This is a genomic window from Actinocorallia populi (assembly GCF_002995495.1).
Taxonomy (GTDB): domain Bacteria; phylum Actinomycetota; class Actinomycetes; order Streptosporangiales; family Streptosporangiaceae; genus Actinocorallia; species Actinocorallia populi.
Genome location: NZ_PVZV01000001.1, coordinates 387,857 through 407,500 on the forward strand (window position 1 = coordinate 387,857; position 19,644 = coordinate 407,500).

Annotated in this window: 18 protein-coding genes; 11 read left to right on the forward strand and 7 right to left on the reverse strand. The window is 70.1% G+C overall.

The features are described 5' to 3' along the window. Positions 1-12: 12 nt before the first annotated feature. The 5 genes from C2865_RS01970 to C2865_RS01990 all read left to right on the forward strand — a co-directional run bounded on the left by C2865_RS01970 (position 13) and on the right by C2865_RS01990 (position 4,971). Positions 13-1,269, forward strand: a complete 1,257-nt coding sequence (locus C2865_RS01970) for a beta-ketoacyl-[acyl-carrier-protein] synthase family protein (protein WP_106396533.1) — start codon at positions 13-15, stop codon at positions 1,267-1,269. Positions 1,270-1,275: 6 nt separating this feature from the next. Next, the gene (locus tag C2865_RS01975) at positions 1,276-2,496 is read left to right on the forward strand and encodes a ketosynthase chain-length factor (protein WP_106396534.1); all 1,221 of its coding nucleotides are present in this window, start codon (positions 1,276-1,278) and stop codon (positions 2,494-2,496) included. Between the two features lie 20 nt (positions 2,497-2,516). After that, on the forward strand, positions 2,517-4,103 hold the full coding sequence (locus tag C2865_RS01980) for an acyl-CoA carboxylase subunit beta (RefSeq protein WP_106397432.1): 1,587 nt from the start codon (positions 2,517-2,519) through the stop codon (positions 4,101-4,103). Positions 4,104-4,105: 2 nt separating this feature from the next. Continuing rightward, positions 4,106-4,303: an acyl-CoA carboxylase epsilon subunit gene (locus C2865_RS01985; protein ID WP_106396535.1), complete on the forward strand. Its 198-nt coding sequence runs from the start codon at positions 4,106-4,108 to the stop codon at positions 4,301-4,303. 62 nt (positions 4,304-4,365) lie between these two features. Further along, positions 4,366-4,971: a response regulator transcription factor gene (locus C2865_RS01990; protein WP_106396536.1), complete on the forward strand. Its 606-nt coding sequence runs from the start codon at positions 4,366-4,368 to the stop codon at positions 4,969-4,971. On the opposite strand, the gene C2865_RS01995 is transcribed toward C2865_RS01990, so the two are convergent. From C2865_RS01995 to C2865_RS02010, 5 genes are all read right to left on the reverse strand, one after another. Beyond that, positions 4,913-7,249 carry a sensor histidine kinase gene (locus C2865_RS01995; protein WP_106396537.1) on the reverse strand — a complete coding sequence of 779 codons (2,337 nt, stop codon included), beginning with the start codon at positions 7,247-7,249 and terminating at the stop codon, positions 4,913-4,915. The genes C2865_RS01990 and C2865_RS01995 overlap by 59 nt on opposite strands. 83 nt (positions 7,250-7,332) lie before the next feature. Further along, complete coding sequence (locus tag C2865_RS02000; RefSeq protein WP_106396538.1) at positions 7,333-7,971, reverse strand: hypothetical protein; 639 nt, start codon at positions 7,969-7,971, stop codon at positions 7,333-7,335. Positions 7,972-7,979: 8 nt separating this feature from the next. After that, positions 7,980-10,190 (reverse strand): TOMM precursor leader peptide-binding protein, encoded by a 2,211-nt coding sequence (locus C2865_RS02005; RefSeq protein WP_106396539.1) that lies wholly within the window; start codon positions 10,188-10,190, stop codon positions 7,980-7,982. 33 nt (positions 10,191-10,223) lie between these two features. Further along, positions 10,224-10,373: a hypothetical protein gene (locus tag C2865_RS39180; protein WP_157963520.1), complete on the reverse strand. Its 150-nt coding sequence runs from the start codon at positions 10,371-10,373 to the stop codon at positions 10,224-10,226. Positions 10,374-10,519: 146 nt separating this feature from the next. After that, positions 10,520-11,428: an MBL fold metallo-hydrolase gene (locus C2865_RS02010; protein WP_106396540.1), complete on the reverse strand. Its 909-nt coding sequence runs from the start codon at positions 11,426-11,428 to the stop codon at positions 10,520-10,522. A gap of 110 nt (positions 11,429-11,538) precedes the next feature. Between C2865_RS02010 and C2865_RS02015 the strand changes: the two genes are divergently transcribed. From C2865_RS02015 to C2865_RS02030, 4 genes are all read left to right on the forward strand, one after another. Then, positions 11,539-11,982, forward strand: a complete 444-nt coding sequence (locus tag C2865_RS02015) for a nuclear transport factor 2 family protein (protein WP_106396541.1) — start codon at positions 11,539-11,541, stop codon at positions 11,980-11,982. 3 nt (positions 11,983-11,985) lie between these two features. Beyond that, on the forward strand, positions 11,986-12,882 hold the full coding sequence (rfbA, locus tag C2865_RS02020) for a glucose-1-phosphate thymidylyltransferase RfbA (protein ID WP_106396542.1): 897 nt from the start codon (positions 11,986-11,988) through the stop codon (positions 12,880-12,882). Between the two features lie 112 nt (positions 12,883-12,994). Further along, on the forward strand, positions 12,995-14,386 hold the full coding sequence (locus C2865_RS02025; RefSeq protein WP_106396543.1) for an NDP-hexose 2,3-dehydratase family protein: 1,392 nt from the start codon (positions 12,995-12,997) through the stop codon (positions 14,384-14,386). A gap of 79 nt (positions 14,387-14,465) precedes the next feature. Continuing rightward, positions 14,466-15,686, forward strand: coding sequence for a cytochrome P450 (locus C2865_RS02030; RefSeq protein ID WP_232835293.1), 1,221 nt, complete (start codon positions 14,466-14,468; stop codon positions 15,684-15,686). Between the two features lie 60 nt (positions 15,687-15,746). Here C2865_RS02030 and C2865_RS02035 read toward each other — a convergent pair whose 3' ends face one another. Beyond that, positions 15,747-16,070, reverse strand: a complete 324-nt coding sequence (locus C2865_RS02035; protein WP_106396545.1) for a 2Fe-2S iron-sulfur cluster-binding protein — start codon at positions 16,068-16,070, stop codon at positions 15,747-15,749. Positions 16,071-16,250: 180 nt separating this feature from the next. On the opposite strand from C2865_RS02035, the gene C2865_RS02040 reads away from it, so the two are divergent. Continuing rightward, positions 16,251-17,678, forward strand: a complete 1,428-nt coding sequence (locus C2865_RS02040; protein ID WP_232835294.1) for an alpha/beta fold hydrolase — start codon at positions 16,251-16,253, stop codon at positions 17,676-17,678. A gap of 57 nt (positions 17,679-17,735) precedes the next feature. On the opposite strand, the gene rfbB is transcribed toward C2865_RS02040, so the two are convergent. Then, positions 17,736-18,716 (reverse strand): dTDP-glucose 4,6-dehydratase, encoded by a 981-nt coding sequence (gene rfbB, locus C2865_RS02045; RefSeq protein WP_106396547.1) that lies wholly within the window; start codon positions 18,714-18,716, stop codon positions 17,736-17,738. Positions 18,717-18,838: 122 nt separating this feature from the next. Here rfbB and C2865_RS02050 point away from each other — a divergent pair, with 122 nt between their 5' ends. Continuing rightward, on the forward strand, positions 18,839-19,642 hold the full coding sequence (locus tag C2865_RS02050) for an antibiotic biosynthesis monooxygenase (protein WP_106396548.1): 804 nt from the start codon (positions 18,839-18,841) through the stop codon (positions 19,640-19,642). The last annotated feature ends 2 nt before the right edge of the window (positions 19,643-19,644 follow it).

Consider the following 19,644-nt stretch of genomic DNA (forward strand, 5'->3'; position numbering starts at 1 on the left):
GGAGGGACAGCGATGTCTCGTCGAGCAGTCATCACCGGGATCGGCGTTCTCTCGCCAGGTGCCATCGGGATCAAGGACTACTGGACCCTGCTCTCCGAGGGGAGAACCGCGACGAGGAGCATCACCCATTTCGACGCGACCCCGTTCCGGTCGCGGATCGCGGCCGAGGTCGACTTCGACCCGATCGAGGAGGGATTGTCCCGGCAGGACGTCCGGCGGCTGGACCGCGCGGCGCAGTTCGCCGTCGTCGCGGGCAGGGAGGCGGTGGAGGGGTCGGGCATCGACTTCGACAGGGTCGACCCGACGCGCGTCGGGGTGGCGCTCGGTTGCGCCATCGGCTGCACGACCAGCCTCGAGGAGGAGTTCTCCATCGGCAGCGACGGCGGGAAGCTCTGGGAGATCGACCAGAGCTACACCACCCCGCACCTGTACGACTACGTGAACCCCAGTTCACTGGCGTGCGAGCTGGCCTGGACGGTCGGCGCCGAGGGGCCGACCACGGTGGTCTCCACCGGCTGCACCTCGGGCATCGACTCGGTGGGTTACGCGGCCCGCCTGATCGAGGAGGGCAGTGCGGACATCGTGGTGAGCGGCGCCACCGAGGCACCGCTGTCCCCCATCACCGTCGTCTGCTTCGACGTGCTGCGGGCCAGCTCGGCCCGGAACGACGAGCCGGACACCGCCTGCCGCCCGTTCGACCGGACCCGGGACGGCCTGGTCCTCGGCGAGGGCTCGGCGATCCTGATCGTCGAGGAGCTGCAGCACGCCAGGGCCCGCGGCGCCAGGATCTACGGCGAGATCTCCGGTTACGCGACCCGCTGCAACGCCTACCACATGACCGGTCTCCAGCCCGAGGGCAAGGAGATGTCCGAGGCGATCGACGTCGCGATGGACAAGGCCCGCGTGATAGCGCCCGACATCCACTACATCAACGCGCACGGGTCGGGCACCAAGCAGAACGACCTCCATGAGACCGGCGCCTTCAAGCGCAGCCTCGGCGAGCACGCCTACAGCACGCCGGTCAGCGGCTTCAAGTCGATGATCGGGCACTCGCTGGGCGCGATCGGCTCGCTGGAGATCGCCGGCTCCCTGCTGGCGATGAACGAGGGCATCGTCCCGCCCACGGCCAACCTGCACGAGCCGGACCCCCTCTGCGACCTCGACTATGTCCCCCTTGTCGCGCGCGAGAAGCAGATGAGCTCCGTCCTGACGGTCGGCAGCGGCTTCGGCGGTTTCCAGAGCGCGATGATCCTGCGAGCGGTGAGGTAACGGCACATGACGACACGAGCAGTAGTGACCGGACTCGGGCTGGCGGCGCCGAACGGCCTGGGCCCCACCTCGTACTGGCGCGCCCTGATGCGCGGGCAGTCGGGCATCAAGGAGGTCACCAGGTTCGACGCCTCCCGCTACCGGACCAGGCTCGGCGGCGAGGTCCCGGACTTCGAAGCCGGACGCCACCTGCAGAACCGCCTCCTGCCGCAGACCGACCACATGACCCGGATGTCGCTGGCGGCGACCGACTGGGCGCTGCGCGCGGCGGGGATCAAGCAGGGCGACATCCCCGAGAACGAGATGGGCGTCGTCACCGCGGCGGCGGGCGGCGGCTACGAGTTCGGCCAGCGGGAACTGGCCAAACTGCACGACCAGGGCCCCGACCATGTCAGCGCCTACCAGTCGTTCGCCTGGTTCTACGCCGTCAACACCGGCCAGATCTCGATCCGGCACGGGATGCGCGGCTCCGGCTCGGTGGTGATCAGCGAGCAGGCCGGCGGCCTGGACGCCATCGGCCACGCCCGCCGGCTGCTGCAGGACGGGGTCAAGCTCACCCTGACCGGCGGGATCGACAGCGCGCTGTGCCCCTGGGCGTGGGTGGCCCACCAGGCCACCGGCGACATGAGCCGAAGCGCCGACCCGACCCGCGCGTACCTGCCGTTCGACGAGCGCGCCAACGGCTACGTGCCCGGCGAAGGCGGCGCGATCATGGTGCTGGAGTCCGCGCAGTCCGCCGAGGCGCGCCTCGGCACCAAGATCTACGGCGAGGTCGCCGGATACGCCTCGACCTTCGACCCGCGCAGGCCGGGACGCCCGCCGGGCCTGCAGCGGGCCATCGAGAACGTCCTGGGCGACGCCGGCATGGACCCCTCCGACATCGACGTGGTCTTCGCCGACGCCGCCGGAGACCCGGAGAAGGACCGCCGGGAGGCCGAGGCGATCGGGGCGGTGTTCGGCCCGCGCGGCGTTCCGGTCACCGCGCCCAAGACGATGACCGGCCGGCTGTTCGCCGGCGGCGCCCCGCTCGACGTCGCCTCGGCGATGCTCTCCCTGTACTGGAGCGCGATCCCGCCGACGATCAACGTCCGCGAGGCGGTGCCGGACTACGAGCTCGACCTGGTCCTCGACCAGGCACGCTACGGCCCGCTCCGGTCGGCGCTCGTGCTCGCCCGCGGCCAGGGCGGCTTCAACTCCGCCATGATCATCAGGGAGTACCGCCCGTGACGGCCGAGATGGAAGGCCTGATGACCTGGACGGACGAGCACGTCCCCGTCCAGAAGGACGACCTGCGCGCCAGGACGGAGCACCTGAACCGGCTGAAGGCGGCGATCGTCCAGGGACCGAGCGTCGAGGCCACGAAGAAGCAGCTGGCCAAGGGCAAGCTCACCGTCCGGCAGCGGCTCGAGCTGTTGTTCGACGAGGGCACCTTCATCGAGATCGAGGCCTTTCGCCGGCACCGGTCGGCCTCTTTCGGCATGGCGGACAACCGGCCCCACACCGACGGCGTCGTCGTCGGGTGGGGCTCGGTCTTCGGGCAGCGGGTCTTCGCCTACGCGCACGACTTCCGGATCTTCGGCGGAGCACTCGGCGAGGCGCACGCAGCGAAGATCCACAAACTGATGGACCTGGCGATCGCGGCCGGCGCCCCGCTGGTCAGCCTGTGCGACGGCGCCGGCGCGCGGATCCAGGAGGGGGTCACGGCCCTGGCCGGCTACGGCGGGATCTTCCGCCGCAACGCGGCCGCGTCCGGGGTCATCCCCCAGCTCAGCGTGATCCTCGGACCGTGCGCCGGCGGCGCCGCCTACTCGCCCGCGCTGACCGACTTCGTGTTCATGGTCCGCGAGACCTCGCAGATGTTCATCACGGGCCCGGACGTCGTCGAGGCGGTCACCGGCGAGAAGATCTCCATGGACGGGCTCGGCGGCGCGGACGTGCACGGCGCTAAGTCGGGGGTGGCGACCTTCGTCTACGACGACGAGGCGTCGTGCATCGACGACGTCCGCTACCTGCTGTCCATGCTGCCGCCCAACAACCGGACGACGCCGGCGGTCGTCCGGTCCGGCGACCCGGCCGAGCGCAGGACGGCCGCGCTCCTGGACATCGTCCCGCTCGGCTCCGCGGAGGCCTATGACATGCACGCCGTCATCACCGAGATCGTCGATGACGGCGAGTACGTCGAGCTGCAGGAGCACTGGGCGCAGAACCTCATCTGCGCCCTGGCCCGGATGGACGGCAGGCTGGTCGGCGTCCTGGCCAACCAGCCGATCGCGGCAGCGGGCACCCTGGACATCGACGCGTCCGTCAAGGGCGCCCGGTTCGTCCAGATGTGCGATGCGTTCAGCATTCCGCTGATCACCCTGGTGGACGTGCCCGGCTTCCTTCCCGGCCGCGAGCAGGAACACGAGGGCATCATCCGGCACGGGGCGAAGCTCCTGTACGCCTACTGCGCGGCGACCGTCCCGCGGATCCAGCTGATCCTGCGCAAGGCCTACGGCGGCGCGTACATCGTGCTGGACTCGCGCTCCATCGGGGCGGACCTCTCCCTGGCCTGGCCGACCAACGAGATCGCGGTGATGGGCGCGGAGGGCGCCGCCAACATCATCTTCCGCCGCGACATCGCCGGCTCGGACGACCCCGAGCAGACCAGGGCGGACCGGCTGGAGGAGTACAGGGAGGAGCTCATGCACCCCTACTACGCGGCCGAACGTGGCCTCGTGGACGACGTGATCGACCCGGCGGCCACCCGCACCACCCTGATCAGGGCACTGGAGATGCTCGAGCACAAACACGTTCCGGCCGTCCTGCGCAAGCACGGAAACCCCCCGGTGTAGACATGGCCGAGGAGACCTGGTTCAGCGTCGTCTCCGGACGTCCGGACGAGTACGAGACGGCGGCGCTCACCGCCGTGCTGGCTCTGCTCGCCCGGCGGCCGGGGCGGCCGGAAGGCGGCGCTCCGGCCCGGCCGACGTGGTGCACGCACGCCGCGTACACGCCGCCGGGCGACTGGTCCGGCGGAGAGGATCTTTATTGATCGCAGAAAGGCGGCGTGAGAGGCTCGGGCAGGACTGACGGCGAGTCCGGCCAGGGGGTTCCATGATCAAGGTAGTGCTCGCGGAGGACATGCACATCGTGCGTGCCGCCATCGTCGCTCTGCTCGAGCTGGAGAAGGACATCGAAGTCGTCGCCGACGTCTCCTCGGGCGACGAGATCCTGGAGACCGTCAGGACCTTCCGTCCGGACGTCGCGGTCATCGACATCGACCTGCCGGGCATCGACGGCATCACCGCCTCGCGCAAGCTGCACGAGGAACTGCCCGCGACGCGCACGCTCCTCCTCACCAGCCTCGGGCGTCCCGGCACGGTGCGCAAGGCGCTCGCGGCGAAGGTCGGGGGCTTCATCATGAAGGACGCCCCGCCCGGGGAACTGGTCAACGCGATCCGCGAGGTGGCCGCCGGCCGCCGCTACATCGACAGCCAGCTGGCCATGTCCGCCTGGGAGGACAACGGCTGCCCCCTCACCGAGCGGGAGCTGGACGTGCTGGGCAATGTCGCGAAGGGCGCCAGCCTGGAAGAGATCGCCGCCGAGCTCTTCCTCAGCATCGGCACGGTCCGCAACTACCTCGCCTCCGCGGTGACCAAGCTCAACGCCCGCAACCGCGTCGACGCCATCCGCATCGCCGAGGCCGCCGACTGGCTCTGACGTCCGTCCTGTTCCGGCCGGTCTCGGCCTTCCCCGCGCCGGCCCGGTCCGCGACCGCCACCGGCATGGTCGCCCGCACCGTGAGGCGTCCCTCGGCTCCCCGTTCGACCGTGAGGTCCCCGTCCATTTCGGCGAGGCGTTCACGGAGCTTCTGCGCGCCCTTCCATTCGGTGACGTCATCGGCGGCGCCGTCGTGAACGATCTCCAAGGTGACCTGGCCGGAGTTCGTCCGGACCGTGATGTCGCACCGGGTCGCCATGGCGTGGCGCAGCACGTTCGTCACGCCCTCGCGGAGAGCCGCGGCGAGCACGGTGTGCACCGGCGGGGACAGCTCACCCGGGCCGAGGACGAGATTCGCGTGGATCCCCGTCGTCATGAGGATGCGGCGCGCCTTGGAGGACTCGGTCTCGAGATCGACCTCCCGGTACCCGGCCGCGACCTCGCGGACGTCGTTCAGCGCCTGCCGGGCCACCGACAGCAGGCGCTTCAGCTCCTCTCGTGCCTCTTCGGGGTCCTCTTCGATCTTCCAGTCCGCCTCCGTGGCCCGCATGATGATCGTTGAGAGCCTGCAGCCCACCAGATCCTGCAGGTCCCGCTCGAACCGCAGCCGCTGCTCGGTGACCGCCAGGTCCGCCAGCTCCCGCCGCGCCGCATGCGCCCGGTCGGCCAGTCCGATGAGGCTGGCCAGGGCGAACACCACCACACCCGTGGCGAGCGGGGAGAAGACGCTCCAGATGACCTGGACGGCGGTGCCCCCGAACGCCGCACGAAGCGCGCTGCTGCACAGGACGACGGCAAGGACGCAGGGGATGGCCACGGGTGGACGGAAGGCGAGGAGGACGCATCCGGCCAGGATTCCCAGCAGCCCGAAGTCGACGTTCTGCAGCAGGGCGACCTGGGCCGTCGCGACACCGACGAACGCCGCGAGCACCCACCGGGTGCGGGCCGTGCCGACCCCGGGAGGCGAGGCGAGCAGGTGCCACATCACGAGCGCCGCACCGACGAGGACGCAGGCCAGGCCGAGTACCGTCGCCACGGTCCCGTCGACCGTCCCGAACACCCACATGGCGCTGCGGACGAACTCGCAGGCGAGGATGCTCGCGACCAGCGGTCGCGGATGCCGTACCGGAACGGCCGAATGCGGCCTGCGCTCCCTCGGCGGCCTGACGCGACGGCCCCTCTCCGCCTTCACCGGTACGGACGCCGCCAGCAGGTAGGCGCCGTCGTCCCCGCTTTCCGCGGTCAGCGTTCCGCCGAGGTCTCGCACCCTGCGGCTCAGATTCGCCAGGCCGCTCCCACCGCTCTCGAGCGGGACGTGCGTCCGGGTCCTCGCCCCGTCGTTCGCGATCTTGATCGTGGCGGTGGCGCCGGACCGTTCGAGCACCACGTCGCAGCCGGTCGCGGACGCGTGACGCAGCACGTTGGTCACGCCCTCCCGCAGCACCGTGGCGAACACCGCCTCGACCGGCTCGGGAAGCGGCCCCTCCCCTCTCGCCACGGTGAACCGCACTCCGGCCGCGGCCAGCAGCGACCGTGCCGCCTCGATCTCTTCCCGGAGCAGGAGCCGGGTGTCTCCCAGCACCACCGAACGCACGTCCGAGAGCGATCGGCGGCTGATCTCGAGAGCCTGGAAGATCTCGGCCCGTGCCCGGCCGGGGTCCGCGCCGACCAGCCGCAGAGCCACCTCGCACGTCAGCGTCAGCGCGGACAGGCCGGAGGCGAGCAGGTCGTGCAGGTCGCGGCCGAACCTCAGCCGCTCCTCCGCCACCGAAAGCCGGGCGAGGTCGGTACGCATCCTGCGCAGCATCTGGATCTCCGACCGCAGCCGCACCAGCCCGTAGAAGACCAGCCCGTACTGCATCGTCAGGACGGCCAGGTAGAGGTAGCCGATCGGCGGCTCACCGTAGTGGGCGCCCATGGCGCCGACGCTGGCGACCACCGCCGAGAAGGCGAGCCATCTCCACGGCCCCCGCAGGACCAGCAGCGCGTTGCCCGCCGTGAAGGCCTGCATCCCGAGCCACGGATAACCCACGTACAGGAAGGGAAGGTAGGCCAGGAGCGCCTGGCCCCAGAGCATCATGTGCGCGGTGACGCCGGCGGGCCGCGCGTCGATCCGGCCGAAATGACCGAGTTGGGCGGCCAGCAGGACGCAGCTGGCCAGGACCGCCACCGCCATCCGCCCGAGGCTGTCCCTGTCGGTGGCCACGTGAGTCAACGTCAGCGCGCCGTTGACACCGATGACCGTGAAGATGGCCAGCACGACCAGGCGGGGAGCCAACGGGGACGGCAGGCGTGAAACCGGACCTGCGGCCGGTGTCGAGCTCCCGGCCGGAGGTCCGGTGCGTACGGTCCCCTTCCCGATCACCGGCTGACCGGGTCAGGCAGCCGGCCGACCGTGGCCAGACCCGCTCCGACGAGGTAGGACGCCACGTCCGCGACGGCGCGCTCGTCGAGCGGCAGCGCGTCGGCGAGGTCCCGGGCCGTGCCGCCCCCGCGCATCAGCCGCCGGCCCAGCTCGGCCACCGGTGCGAGAAGGTCCACCCGATGGTGGGCCGACTCCGCGCTCATCATGCACTGGTCGCCGTAATCCTCCAGCTCGCAGCCGGAGACGAGGGCGACGCTGCCGACCGGGGGATCGGGCCTGATGCGGAAGACGGCCCGGCTCGAGATCGGCACGACCGCCAGCACCGCGCCCTCGACGTCGGGGAGTTCGAGCGAAGCGACCACACATCCGGTCAGCTTGTCCAGAACCCTCCGCACGGCGCTCCACGCGCAGTCGGGCCGCCGGTCGCCCGTTCTCCAGCCCAGGTAGGCGTCCTCGAGTCCGGGCACGTTCTCGAGCCTGACCGGTCCCAGCGTCATCCGGCGCAGGGAGTTCCTGATCACCTCCCGGTCGTCGTCGATCCGGATGTCGCCCCAGCGGGTGCACGCGACGAGGCCGCCGTCGTCCTTGAGCTCGACATCCGCGGTCAGCGACCAGAGCGGGCGGCCGGTCAGCATTCTTCTCCTCAGACCCACAGGGGAACGGGATTGAGTTCTTCGTAGGGGGTCGGCTCCGTACGGAGCCCCAGCTTCACGGGGACGTCATAAAGCCTGCCCGGGGCGTACCGGGCCCAGATCGGCCGCATCCCCGGAACGACGACCTTCACGGCGCTGAGCCCGACGTCCGGACGGGTCTGGTCGAGGACGAGGACCTCCATGCCGGCCGATTCCAGCAAGGACTGGAGGTGCCGGACATCGGCTGCCAGATCGAACCGTTCCTGGAACGCGTGGTCGACGCGACGGCGGGCGGGCACGGCCTGGTCCGGGAGCAGGTAGGGGCAGGACGCCGACGCGCCCTCGCCGAGCCACCGGTCGAAGTCGGGGTCTCCGCTCTCCTCCGGATCGTCCACCACCCAGGGCATGGCCTGGTTCACCTCCGTCAGCGCGCGCCGCACGGCCACCGCCGGATCCAGGTGCGCGCCGAACCCGAACATGATGCGCTCCGGCCCCCGGACGCTTCGCGAGAACGCCGCCATCGTCGGCACGGGAAGATCGGCGGTGATGTCGAGGACCCAGACGTCGCGTCCCAGATCCGCGTGGACCTGCCTGTGTTCGTCGATCCAGGGATCGCCCAGGTCGTCGAGATCGAATCCGGGCATGCGAAGGCGGTTGTCCCACCAGAGGGAAACGGCGTCGCGTTCGATCACCTCGAGCAGGCCCTGGAGCACCGCGTCCTCCAGCGCCGCGCCCACGGCGTTTCCGCTCGAGTCCGCCAGGCACGGCCCCGGCGCCCCGAAGTACAGCAATGACGTCGGCAGGAGCCTGTGCTCCTCCCGCGTCAAGGACCAGAGCGGGGTCCAGTCGATGACGGCCCTCTCGTCCAGCGGCTCGGGTATCGAGAGCATCCAGCCGTGGGCCCTGTTCCATTCGTCGCGGTCCCGGTACTGGCGGGCGTCGTACAGCTGGCAGGCGTCGGGATGGATCGCCCTGTCCTCGACTTCGCGGTAGCCGGCGCTGATCCGGTACTCGTCGGCGTGGAACGCCGCGGAGAACCGCTCGGCCGCCTCGCCCAGCGCACCGACCTCGGCGTCCAGCGCGGAGACGCCCTTGCCTCCGCTGGTCGCCCGGAGCACCGATTGCAGGCCTTGCAGGGACCGGGCGCGCAGAGCGAGGTTGGGGCCCGAGCGGTAGCAGTTGAAGAACCGCGGACCCCGGCTGTCGGGGACGATCCGCTCGACGATTCCGGTGACCGGGCTGATGAGGTCGCCGAACCGGCGAAGGGTGTCCTCGGCGGTGGCCGACCGGTGGCCGCCGGCCCCCCAGGCCGCCTTGGGCCGGGAGACGAGAGTCACCGGACGCTTCGCCTGGGCCTCCATCAGGCCCGGATCACCGCATGAACCGCACTGCGGCCGCACGGTCACCGGGTGATGACGGCTGGCCAGGCTGAGGCTGTCCTGGATCCAGATGCTCTTCTGACCGTGGTAGCGGACCCCCGCCAGCCACTTGGCGGCCTCCAGGGCGATCAGCTGCGCCGTGGCCGCGGTGGCGGGCGGGATGCCGACGTTCTGCGGACTGCACCGCAGGGCGGCCCGCGCCCTGCGGTGCAGTCCGACGCGCTCGGCGAGGCAGTGCCAGCAGGCCCCGTCGCCTCGGGTGAAGACCGGGCCCAGCCACAACTCCGTGCCCGTCGGCTTGGCGAGCAGCCAGGGTGTGCCTTTCTCACCGCAGGCCGCGGCGATCGCCTCCAACCCCGGATCCAGATAGTCGTCGCAGAGGACCACGGCCAGGTCGGCGCCGATGTCGGCCGAGTCCACCTTCCCCACGCCGGTTCGGCGCAGCGCCTCGGCCACGTCACCGGCTCCCGGGCTGAGCGAGACCAGGGCGACCCGGGAGGCGGCCAGGTGCCGGACCGCATCGGAACCGTCCAGCCCCGCGGCGTCCCAGTAGGCGAGGACCCCCGGCGCGACCGTCGCGTCGAGGTCGCTGTAGTGGGTGAGAAATCCGGCTTCGGCCAGCTGGCGCACCCCGTTGGCCGCCTGCTCGACGGTGAGCTCCCCCGAAGCCTCGCGGAGGATGCCCTGCAGGTCCCGCGTCCCGTCGAGCAGCTTGGCCAGGGTCGCGGCGCACGGCCCCGCCAGCGCGGTCACCGTGTCCTCCGAAAGAAGATAAGCGGCCTCGCCGTCCGCGATCTCCGCACTCAGATGACGCTTGAACCCGATTCGCGCCCTGCTTGGCATACCAGCACCGAACCTTCGTTTCCGTGGCGCCGGCTAGTGCGCGGCGACGGCCCTGGCGGCCTTGTAGGACGGCAGGATCATTTCAGAAGGATCAGCGGCGCCCGTGATGGGCCGAATGGAAATCACAGTCGCGCTTCCGACCGCACCGACGACCGACTCGATTTCCTTGAGCAGTTCGTTCATGACTTCCTCCAAGAAAGCGTGGTGGCGGATGGCTGAACCAAGGATCAATCGGGGGGCGGTCGGGGCGGTAGTGCCACACACACTACACAGGTGTGGATTTCCCATATCACACGACTTGATCTTAACATTGTCCAGGACAGTTGTGATCAAGCGTGGCAAGATGGTAGCGAACCATGGAACTCGACCATCTCGGCGAACGCGATACCCACATCGATCTGCGCTCCTTGCGGCATTCCATCGAGTTCGGCGTAGGCGCGGTGAAGGTTGCCCACTATGCGTTCGGAATCCAGGAGCGCGCCGAATTCGCCGAGGTCAGCGGCCGCCGCGGCCTCCAGTACCGTGCGTCCGCGTGCGACGCCCTCGATCGCCACGTCCATGAGCCAGGACAGGTAGCGCTCGGTCTGGTCGAGCAGTTCGGGCCCGCCGACCGGTCCGTGCCCCGGGACGACGGTCCGCGGGCCGAGTCCGCGCAGCTCCTCGATGACGGCGAGGGAGCCCGTGACCGACCCCATCAGGCAGAACGGCGTCGTGCCGGCCCAGACGACGTCGCCGGCGAACAGCACTCCGTCGTCCGGCAGCCACACGATCGTGTCACCCGAGGTGTGCGCGGGGCCGGAGTGCAGCAGGCTGACGCGGCGGTCGCCGACGTGCACGGCGGCGTTCCCGGTGTAGGTGATGTCGGCCGCGTCGACGGGCGTCCCGCCCCAGTCCACATCGGGCCACAGCCCGCGCAGTCCCGGGCCGGCGAGGATCTGGTCGCGGGCGCAGTCGGCGTGGGCGATGATCGTCGCCCGCGGCCGGAAGTAGGAGTTCCCGAAGGTGTGGTCGCCGTGGAAATGCGTGTTGACCAGATAGTCGGGTCCGTGCGGAGCCTTTGTTTCGATCGCGGTGATGAGTTCCTTCGTGCGGCGCTCCGTCGCCGTGGTGTCCACCAGGAGCACGCAGTCGGGATCGACGACGAGACCCGCGTTGTTCAGACACCATCCGCCATCCGGCTGGACGTAGGCGTAGACCGACTGCGCGACCTCCACGAGGCCGGGCTGTGATAGAGGCATTTCTCTTCCTCACTCTGTGGACGGGGCCACGATCGCAACCGAGAATCCAGCGCCGCTAGAGCCGCGGGAGAAAGGCTGTCGCCATTCAAGAGCGACGAGAGGACCGCAAGATGGAAGCGCTCGCCCGCCGGAAGGTCAGTGCCGACGACTACGTCGACATCCTGGATTTCTATGCGCGCCAAATGCACGTGCTCGACGCGTTGAACCTCGAGGCGTACGCCGACACCTTCACCGAGGACGGCGCCGTCGACCACGCGCACCGCGGGGAACGTGTCGAGGGGCGCGCGGCGATGATGAGGTCGATGGAGGCCGCCCTGCCCCGCTACCGCGATGTCGCGGTCAGGCACTGGTTCGACCACCTCCTGATCGAGCCCGCCGAGAACGGCTGGCACGTCGTGTACTACTCGCTCGTCACCAGGACCGACGCCGAGGGCAAGGTCGACTTCGAGCCGACCTTCACCGTCGAGGACGACCTGGTCCGCCTCGGGAACGGGGAGATCAGGACGAGGCTGCGCGTGGTCCACCGGGACGAGCCGGCCGGCGCGGGCGAGTAACCGATGAGGGGCATCGTCCTTGCCGGCGGCAGCGGTACCCGGCTGCACCCGATCACCCTCGCGGTGTCCAAGCACCTGCTGCCCGTCTCCGACAAGCCGATGATCTACTACCCGTTGGCGACGCTGATGCAGGCGGGGATCCGGGACATCCTCATCATCACCACCCCGCACGACCGGCCGCAGTTCGAGCGGCTGCTCGGCGACGGTGCCGAGCTCGGGCTGCGGCTGAGCTTCGCCGAGCAGGCCGCCCCCAACGGCCTGGCCGAGGCGTTCGTCATCGGCGAGGACTTCATCGGGTCCGACAAGGTGGCGCTGGTGCTGGGCGACAACGTCTTCCACGGCCAGGCCCTCGACGAGACCCTGGCGCTCAGCACCCGCGACGTGGACGGCTGCGTCCTGTTCGGGTACCGGGTGCCGAACCCGGAGCGGTTCGGCGTCGGCGAGACCGACCTCGAAGGCCGGCTGGTCTCCCTGGAGGAGAAGCCCGTCCGGCCCCGCTCCGACCGGGCCATCACCGGGCTCTACCTCTACGACAACCGGGTCGTGGAGGTGGCGAAGAACCTCCGGCCGTCGGTCCGCGGGGAGCTGGAGATCACCGACGTCAACCGGTGGTACCTGGAACGCGGCGCCGCGCGGCTGGTCGACCTGGGCGAGGGCGTCGCCTGGCTCGACACCGGCACGCCGGAGTCGCTGCTCAAGGCGGGGCAGTACGTCCGCACGATGGAGGAGCTGCAGAAGGTCCGGATCGCCTGCCTCGAGGAGATCGCTCTTCGGATGGGCTTCATCACTCCCGATGAGTGCCTGCGGCTGGGCCGGCGCATGGCGAACTCCGCCTACGGGCGGCATGTGCTGTCGGTCGCCACCGACGAGGCGTTCCGGCGGGAGCTCGTCTCCGTCTGACACGCGGGCTCGGCGGGTGGGAGGGCAGGCCGATCCTGCCCTCCCACCCGGTCCTCCACCGGTTTCAGATGGTCACGAGCGGGATTCGAGCGCCCTTCTGCATCGTCGGCGCATGCTGAAACCAAGGCCCTCGGAAGACCTGGATCTGCCCGCCCGCCTCGCGTCGTCAGCGGACCTCGCCGAGGACGTGCACCTCATCGACGCCTGGATGGAGGAGCGCAGCGCCGCCCACTCCTTCTCCGTCCGCCGGATCCCGTTCCGGGAGATGCACGGCTGGCGTTTCTGCCCCTCCACCGGGAATCTGGTCCACGACACCGGGCGGTTCTTCTCCGTTCAGGGCCTGCGGGCCGAGCGCCCCGGCGCCCCGGCCTGGAATCAGCCCGTACTCCACCAGCCCGAACTCGGCATCCTCGGCATCCTGGCCAAGGAGTTCGACGGCGTCCTGCACTTCCTGATGCAGGCCAAGTTCGAGCCGGGCAATCCGGTGCCGCTCATGCTCTCCCCGACCGTCCAGGCGACCTGGAGCAACTACAGCGGAGTGCACAAGGGCGGCAAGGTCACCTACGTCGACTACTTCGCCGTCCCGGGCCGCGGCCAGGTGCTCTCCGACGTGCTCCACTCCGAGCACGGCGACTGGTTCTACCGCAAGCGCAACCGCAACATCATCGTCGAGGTCGACGCCGAGGACGACGTCCCGGTCGAGGACGACTTCCGCTGGATGTCCCTCGGCCAGATCAACGAGCTCATGGCCCGGGACAACACCGTCAACATGAACGCCCGCACGGTGCTGGCGTGCCTGCCGCAGGCCTCGCCCCCGCCGGGGGCCGCCAAGGACGACTTCCGCCGCTCCCTCGCGGCCTCCCGCGACCCGGAGGCCGGCTCGCTCCTGCCGACCGTGGAGCTGCTCAGCTGGTTCACCGGCCGCCGGTCGGCGCACGACCTCGACGTCGTCCGGGTACCGCTGGGCCGGCTGGAGGGCTGGCACCGCACCCGCGAGGAGATCATGCGGGACGACGGCGGCCTCTGCCGGGTGGTCGCGGTGGCCGTCGGCGCCACCAGCCGGGAGGTCGCGGCCTGGAGCCAGCCGCTGGTCCGGCCGTGCGGCCGTGGACTGGTGGTGTTCCTGGTCAAGGAGTTCGGCGGAGTGCTGCACGTGCTCGTCCACGCGCGCGCCGAGCCGGGGTTCCTGGACGCGGTCGAGCTGGCCCCGACGGTCCAGCTCGTGTCGGCGGACCTCACGGCGGCGCCGTTCCTCGACCAGGTGCCCGCCCCCGGTTCGCCGTCGATCCGCTACTCGGCGATCCATGCCGAGGAGGGCGGCCGGTTCCTGGAAGCCGAGAGCCGCTACATGATCGTCGAGGCCTCCGACGCGACCTGTGCGGCCCCGCCGCCGCCCGGCTACGCCTGGGTGACGGTCGCCCAGCTGTCCGGGCTGCTGCGCCACGGCCAGTACGTCAACGTGCAGGCCCGCACGCTGCTCGCCTGCCTGAACTCGATCCGGTAGAGCGGGCTCGACCGAGGATCAAGCCCTTTCATAGCCGCCTTGACTTACGTGCACGGTAGACCTCTAGGGAGAGATGACCATGACCGCAAGCATTGACGAGAAGCCGGAGACCGAGCAGCCGGTCTTCCCCTATCCCCGCGCGTGCCCGTTCTCGCTGCCCGCCGAGTACGGGCCGGCCATGGAGAAGTCCTCGGTCTTCAAGGTGAAGCTGGTCACCGGCAAAGAGGCCTGGGCGGTTACCGGTTATCAGAACAACCTCGAACTCCTGATGCACCCGCACGTCAGCTCCTCGCGCGAGCACGAGAACTTCCCGTTCTACTTCCACGCGCCGCCGGAGTTCCGCACCGAGACCTCGTTCATCGGGTACGACGCCCCCCGGCACACCACCACCCGCCGCAAGGCCGCGGTGACCTTCACCAACCGCCGGGTCCAGCGGCTGCGCGAGAAGATCGCGGCGAACGTGGACGAGCGGCTGGACGCCATGGAGGCGGCCGGCTCCCCGGCCGACCTGCACGAGTTCGTCTCGCTGCCGGTGCCCATGTCGATGATCTGCGAGCTGCTCGGCGTCCCGTACGAGGACCACGCGTTCTTCGCCGAGCACGGCACCAACCTGCTGGGCGGCCACGCCACCCAGGAGCAGCGGCAGGCCGCGATGGTCGAGGTCGGCAGGTACCTCGACAAGCTGGTGGACCTCAAGGAGGCCGAGCCGGGCGACGACCTGCTCAGCCGGGCGATCGTCGCGTACCGGGAGTCGGGCGAGGAGTACAGCAAGCGCGACCTGGTGAACCTGTGCCGGCTGCTGATGAACGGCGGGCACGAGACCACCGCCAACATGATCTCGTTGTGCACGATGGCCCTGCTGCAGAACCCGGACCAGCTGGCCGAGCTGCGCCGCGACCCGCAGCTGATCGGGCCCGCCATCGAGGAGCTGGTCCGCTACATCACCATCGGCGACCTGGCCGTGGGGCGGGTCGCGCTCGAGGACATCGAGATCGACGGGACGACGATCCCCAAGGGCGACGGCATCCTGTGCCTGATGATGACCGCCAACCGGGACGGCGGTGTCTTCGACCGCCCCGACGAGCTGATCCTGAGCCGCGGCACCCGCAAGCACCTGGGCTTCGGCCACGGGGCGCACTACTGCATCGGCGCCGACCTGGCCCGGGTCGAGCTGGAGATCGCCCTGACGAAGATCATCGATCGGTTCCCCGGCCTCGAGCTGGCCGTGCCGTTCGAGGACATCCGCACCAAGGAAGGCTCGGTCGTCTACGGGGTCTGGTCGTTGCCGGTCCGGTGGTGACCCCCCGAGCGGCGCATGTCCCCGGATCGGCGATCCGGGGACATGCGCCGCTCAGAGCGACTACTGCTGGCGTTCGGGCAGGTCCACCACCAGGCCGTCGAGCTCGTCGGTCACCGGCAGCTGGCAGCTCAGCCGGCTGTTCCCGCGGCGCGGGCATGCCGTCGAGTACAGGAGTTCGTCCTCGATCTCCGACATCTTCGGCAACGGCGCGCCGCTGCTCTCGTCGATGTAGACGTGGCAGGTGGAGCACATGGCGCCGCCACCGCACTCCGCGACGATTCCGCGGATTCCGTTGACCACGGCGCCCCGCATCACCGAATTACCGGTCGGGACGTCGACGACCGTCGCGGTTCCGTCCGTGCTCCTGTACGTGATCTCAGCCATTGATCCTGCCTCCGCGATTTCGCTGACCATGCTCTGCCCCACGTTGCCTCCCGCCGCCGGTGAAGCGCTGGAGGGCCGGTCGAAGAGCCGGTCTCCGGCAGTACGGCTCCAGGTTCCCTCGAGAGGGGCGCCCGATTCTGGCAGTGCGCATCCAGGCGCCCGATGACGAAGGAGGCTTTGATGCCGAAGATCAGCACGCAGCCGGTCTGGACGGCCGCAGGACCCGGGGAGCGGCTGGAGCACACGACGCTCGAGGTCCCCGTGGACTACGCCGACCCGCAGGGTGAGCGGATCACCATCGCCGTGAGCCGGCTGCGGGCCAAGGACCCCGCGCGGCGACGCGGCATCCTGCTGGGGGTGAACGGCGGGCCGGGCGGGGACGGAGGCCTCGGCCGCGACATGCCGCTCCGTTTCGCGGACACACCGCTGGCCGACGTCTACGACCTCGTCGGCTTCGACCCGCGCGGGACCGGCGCGTCCACCCGGTTGCTCATCGAGGTCACCCCCACGACCGCCCCGTTCGACTCCCGGCCTCCGGAGGAGGCTTTCGAGGCGATGGCGTCCGACATGCGAGAGCGCGAACTCGGCTGCCAGCGGGCCGGCGGCGCTCTGCGGCCCCACATCAGCACCCGCAACACCGCACGCGACATGGACGCCATCAGGGAGGCGCTGGGAGAGGAGAAGCTGAGCTTCCTCGGCTACGCCTACGGCAGCTACGTGGGCGTCGTCTACGGGACGATGTTCCCCGAGCGGCTGGACCGCAGCCTGCTGGACTCGTGCGTGCACCCTGGCTGGACCTGGCGGCAGCAGTTCTTGGAGCAGGCCCGCGCCATCCGTGAGAACGTCGACAAGTGGGCGGAGTGGACCGCTCGTCGCAACAGCCGCTTCGGCCTCGGCACGTCCGCCGGCGAGGTGTTCGCGGCCGTGGAACGGGTCGCGGCGCACCTGGACGCCCGGCCGCACGGCATGCACGCCCGCACCTCCTATGACGGCATCGTGGGCGGTCTGTCGACCGACCGTTCGGCATGGGAGAAGCTGGCCGGGCTCGTCGGTGCGCTGCTGGAGGCGGCCGACGACGGTGACACTGGGAAAGCGGACGCACTGCTGGCCGACCACAGCACGGGAGGCTGGGGTGCGCGGGCCAGTGAGCAGACGCGCCAAAGCGTCCTGGAGGCGGTGACGCTGGAGACCGAGTGGCCCGCCGACCTGGAGACGTACTACGCGGACATGCGCATGTGCCGGGAGCACCACCCCTACGGGCACGGAGTCCTGCGGGCGGCTCCTTGGGTGGGCGCCTTCCGCACCTTCGAGTCGCCCGAACCGCCGACGGTCCCCGCCCGGGACGGCTACCCGGTGGGACTCATCGTCCAGGCCGACGGCGACCCGCTCGATCAGTACGAGGGCGGGGTGGCGATGGCGGAGCTCCTCGGCCACCACCTGATCACCGTGGAGCAGTCCGGCGACCACGAGGTCTACGTGCTGAGCGGCGCCAACCCCGCACTGGAGGAGCTCGTGGAGCGCTACCTGGTGGACGGCGCCCTGCCGCCGGCCCGGGTGAGCGTCCCGGGGGCTCACCCGCCTCCGCCGGTCCCGGAGGACACCCCCTGACGCACGCGGGCCGGGCCGCCGGAAGTCGGGGGCGGCCCGGCCCGCGTGTGCGGTGGATCAGCCCGTGACCGCCCTCGTCTTGAGAGGGTTCCACCACGACTCGTTCTGCCGGTACCACTCGACGGTCGCGGCCATGCCCTCGTCGAAGGCCACCCGGGGCTCGTAGCCCAGCTCGTTCCGGATCTTCGAGTCGTCCAGCGCGTAACGGAAGTCGTGGCCCTTGCGGTCCGGGACCCGGGTGACGAGATCCGGATCAGCGTCGCACAGCTTCACCAGCAGGTCGGCGATCTCGCGGTTGGTGCATTCGACGCCCCCGCCGACGTTGTAGACGTGGCCCGCCCTGCCCCGGGCGAGGACCAGCTGGATCGCGCGGCAGTGGTCGGCCACGTGCACCCACTCGCGGATGTTGCGGCCCTGGCCGTACAGCGGCGCGGGCAGGCCGCCGAGGAGGTTGCTCACGAACCGCGGGATGAGCTTCTCGATGTGCTGGTAGGGGCCGTAGTTGTTGGAGCAGCGGGTGATCGACGCCTCGAGCCGGTGGGTGCGCACATAGGCCTGGACGATCATGTCGCTGGCGGCCTTGGACGCCGAGTAGGGCGAGTTGGGACTGATCGCGGAATCCTCGGTCCAGGATCCCTGGTCGATGGAGCCGTACACCTCGTCGGTGGACACGTGCACGAAGCGGCCCACCCCCGCGGACAGGCACGCGTCCAGCAGGGTCTGGGTGCCGAGCACGTTGGTCCTGACGAACTCGCCGGGGACCATCAGAGACCGGTCCACATGGGACTCGCCGGCGAAGTGCACGACGGCGTCATGGCCCGGCAGCACGTCCTGGAGCAGGCGGCGGTCGCAGATGTCACCCTGCACGAAGGTGAGCCGCGGATGGCGGTGGGGCAGGTTGGCGCGGTTTCCCGCATAGGTGAGTTTGTCCAGGACGGTGATGTCGGCCTGCGCATAGCCCGGGTAGTGCCCGTCCAACATGGCCCGGACGTAGAAGGATCCGATGAACCCGGCGGCACCGGTGACCAAGAGTCGCATGGTCGCACCGTCGCCCCCGCCGCTCGAAAGTCTCTGCACTGCCGGTCGATTCGTCCGCGCCTCCGGTTCCGCTCGAGAGCCGTGACTCACCCTTTCAGCAGGTTCAGTGACAAGGAGTGCTCATGACCGACATCCCCGATGTCAAGAAGTCCACGGTCGTCGACGTCCCCGTCGGCGACGCCTTCACCCTCTTCGTCGAACGGCCGGTCGAGTGGTTCCCCGAGCACCACGTGTTCGTGAAGGACCGGGTGGACCTGGTGATCGAGCCGCGGGTCGGCGGCCTCTACTACGACGTGGACGCCGACGGGACCGAGATCGCCTGGGGCACGGTGACCGAGTTCGACCCTCCCCGCCGGATCGTGTTCACCTGGCGGGTCGGGCCGGGCTGGCGGCCGATCCTCGACGATGACAGGGCGAGCTTCATCGAGGTCGACTTCGAGCCGGCCGTGCCGCGCGGCACGAAGGTGTCGATCACGCACAGCGGGCTGCACCGGCACGGGCCGGAGCTCGCCCCGGCCATCCACGCCGCGCTCGACGGCCCGAGCCCCGGGGAGACCCTGGCCAGGTTCGCGGAGGTCGTGGTCCGGCACTCCGCACCCGTCACCCTGCTCAACCGGTTCACGCTGAACGACCTGGCGGACGCGGAGAGGTTCGAGGAGGCCTTCGAGACGACGTCGGCGTACTTCGCCTCGCAGCCGGGCTTCATCGAGCACACCTTGATGAAGCAGACGGACGAGCCCGGTAGCTACGTGAACTTCGCGCGCTGGGAGAGCGAAGCGGCGCTGCGCGCGGCCGTCTCGCAGCCCGGGTTCCGGCCCCATGCCGGGGCTCTCCGCGCGCTGGCGGTGTCCGATCCGAAGGTCTACTCCCCCCGCTTCACCACGACTCCCTCCACCGCGAAGGTTCCCGCGGCCTCAGGCGGCTGAAC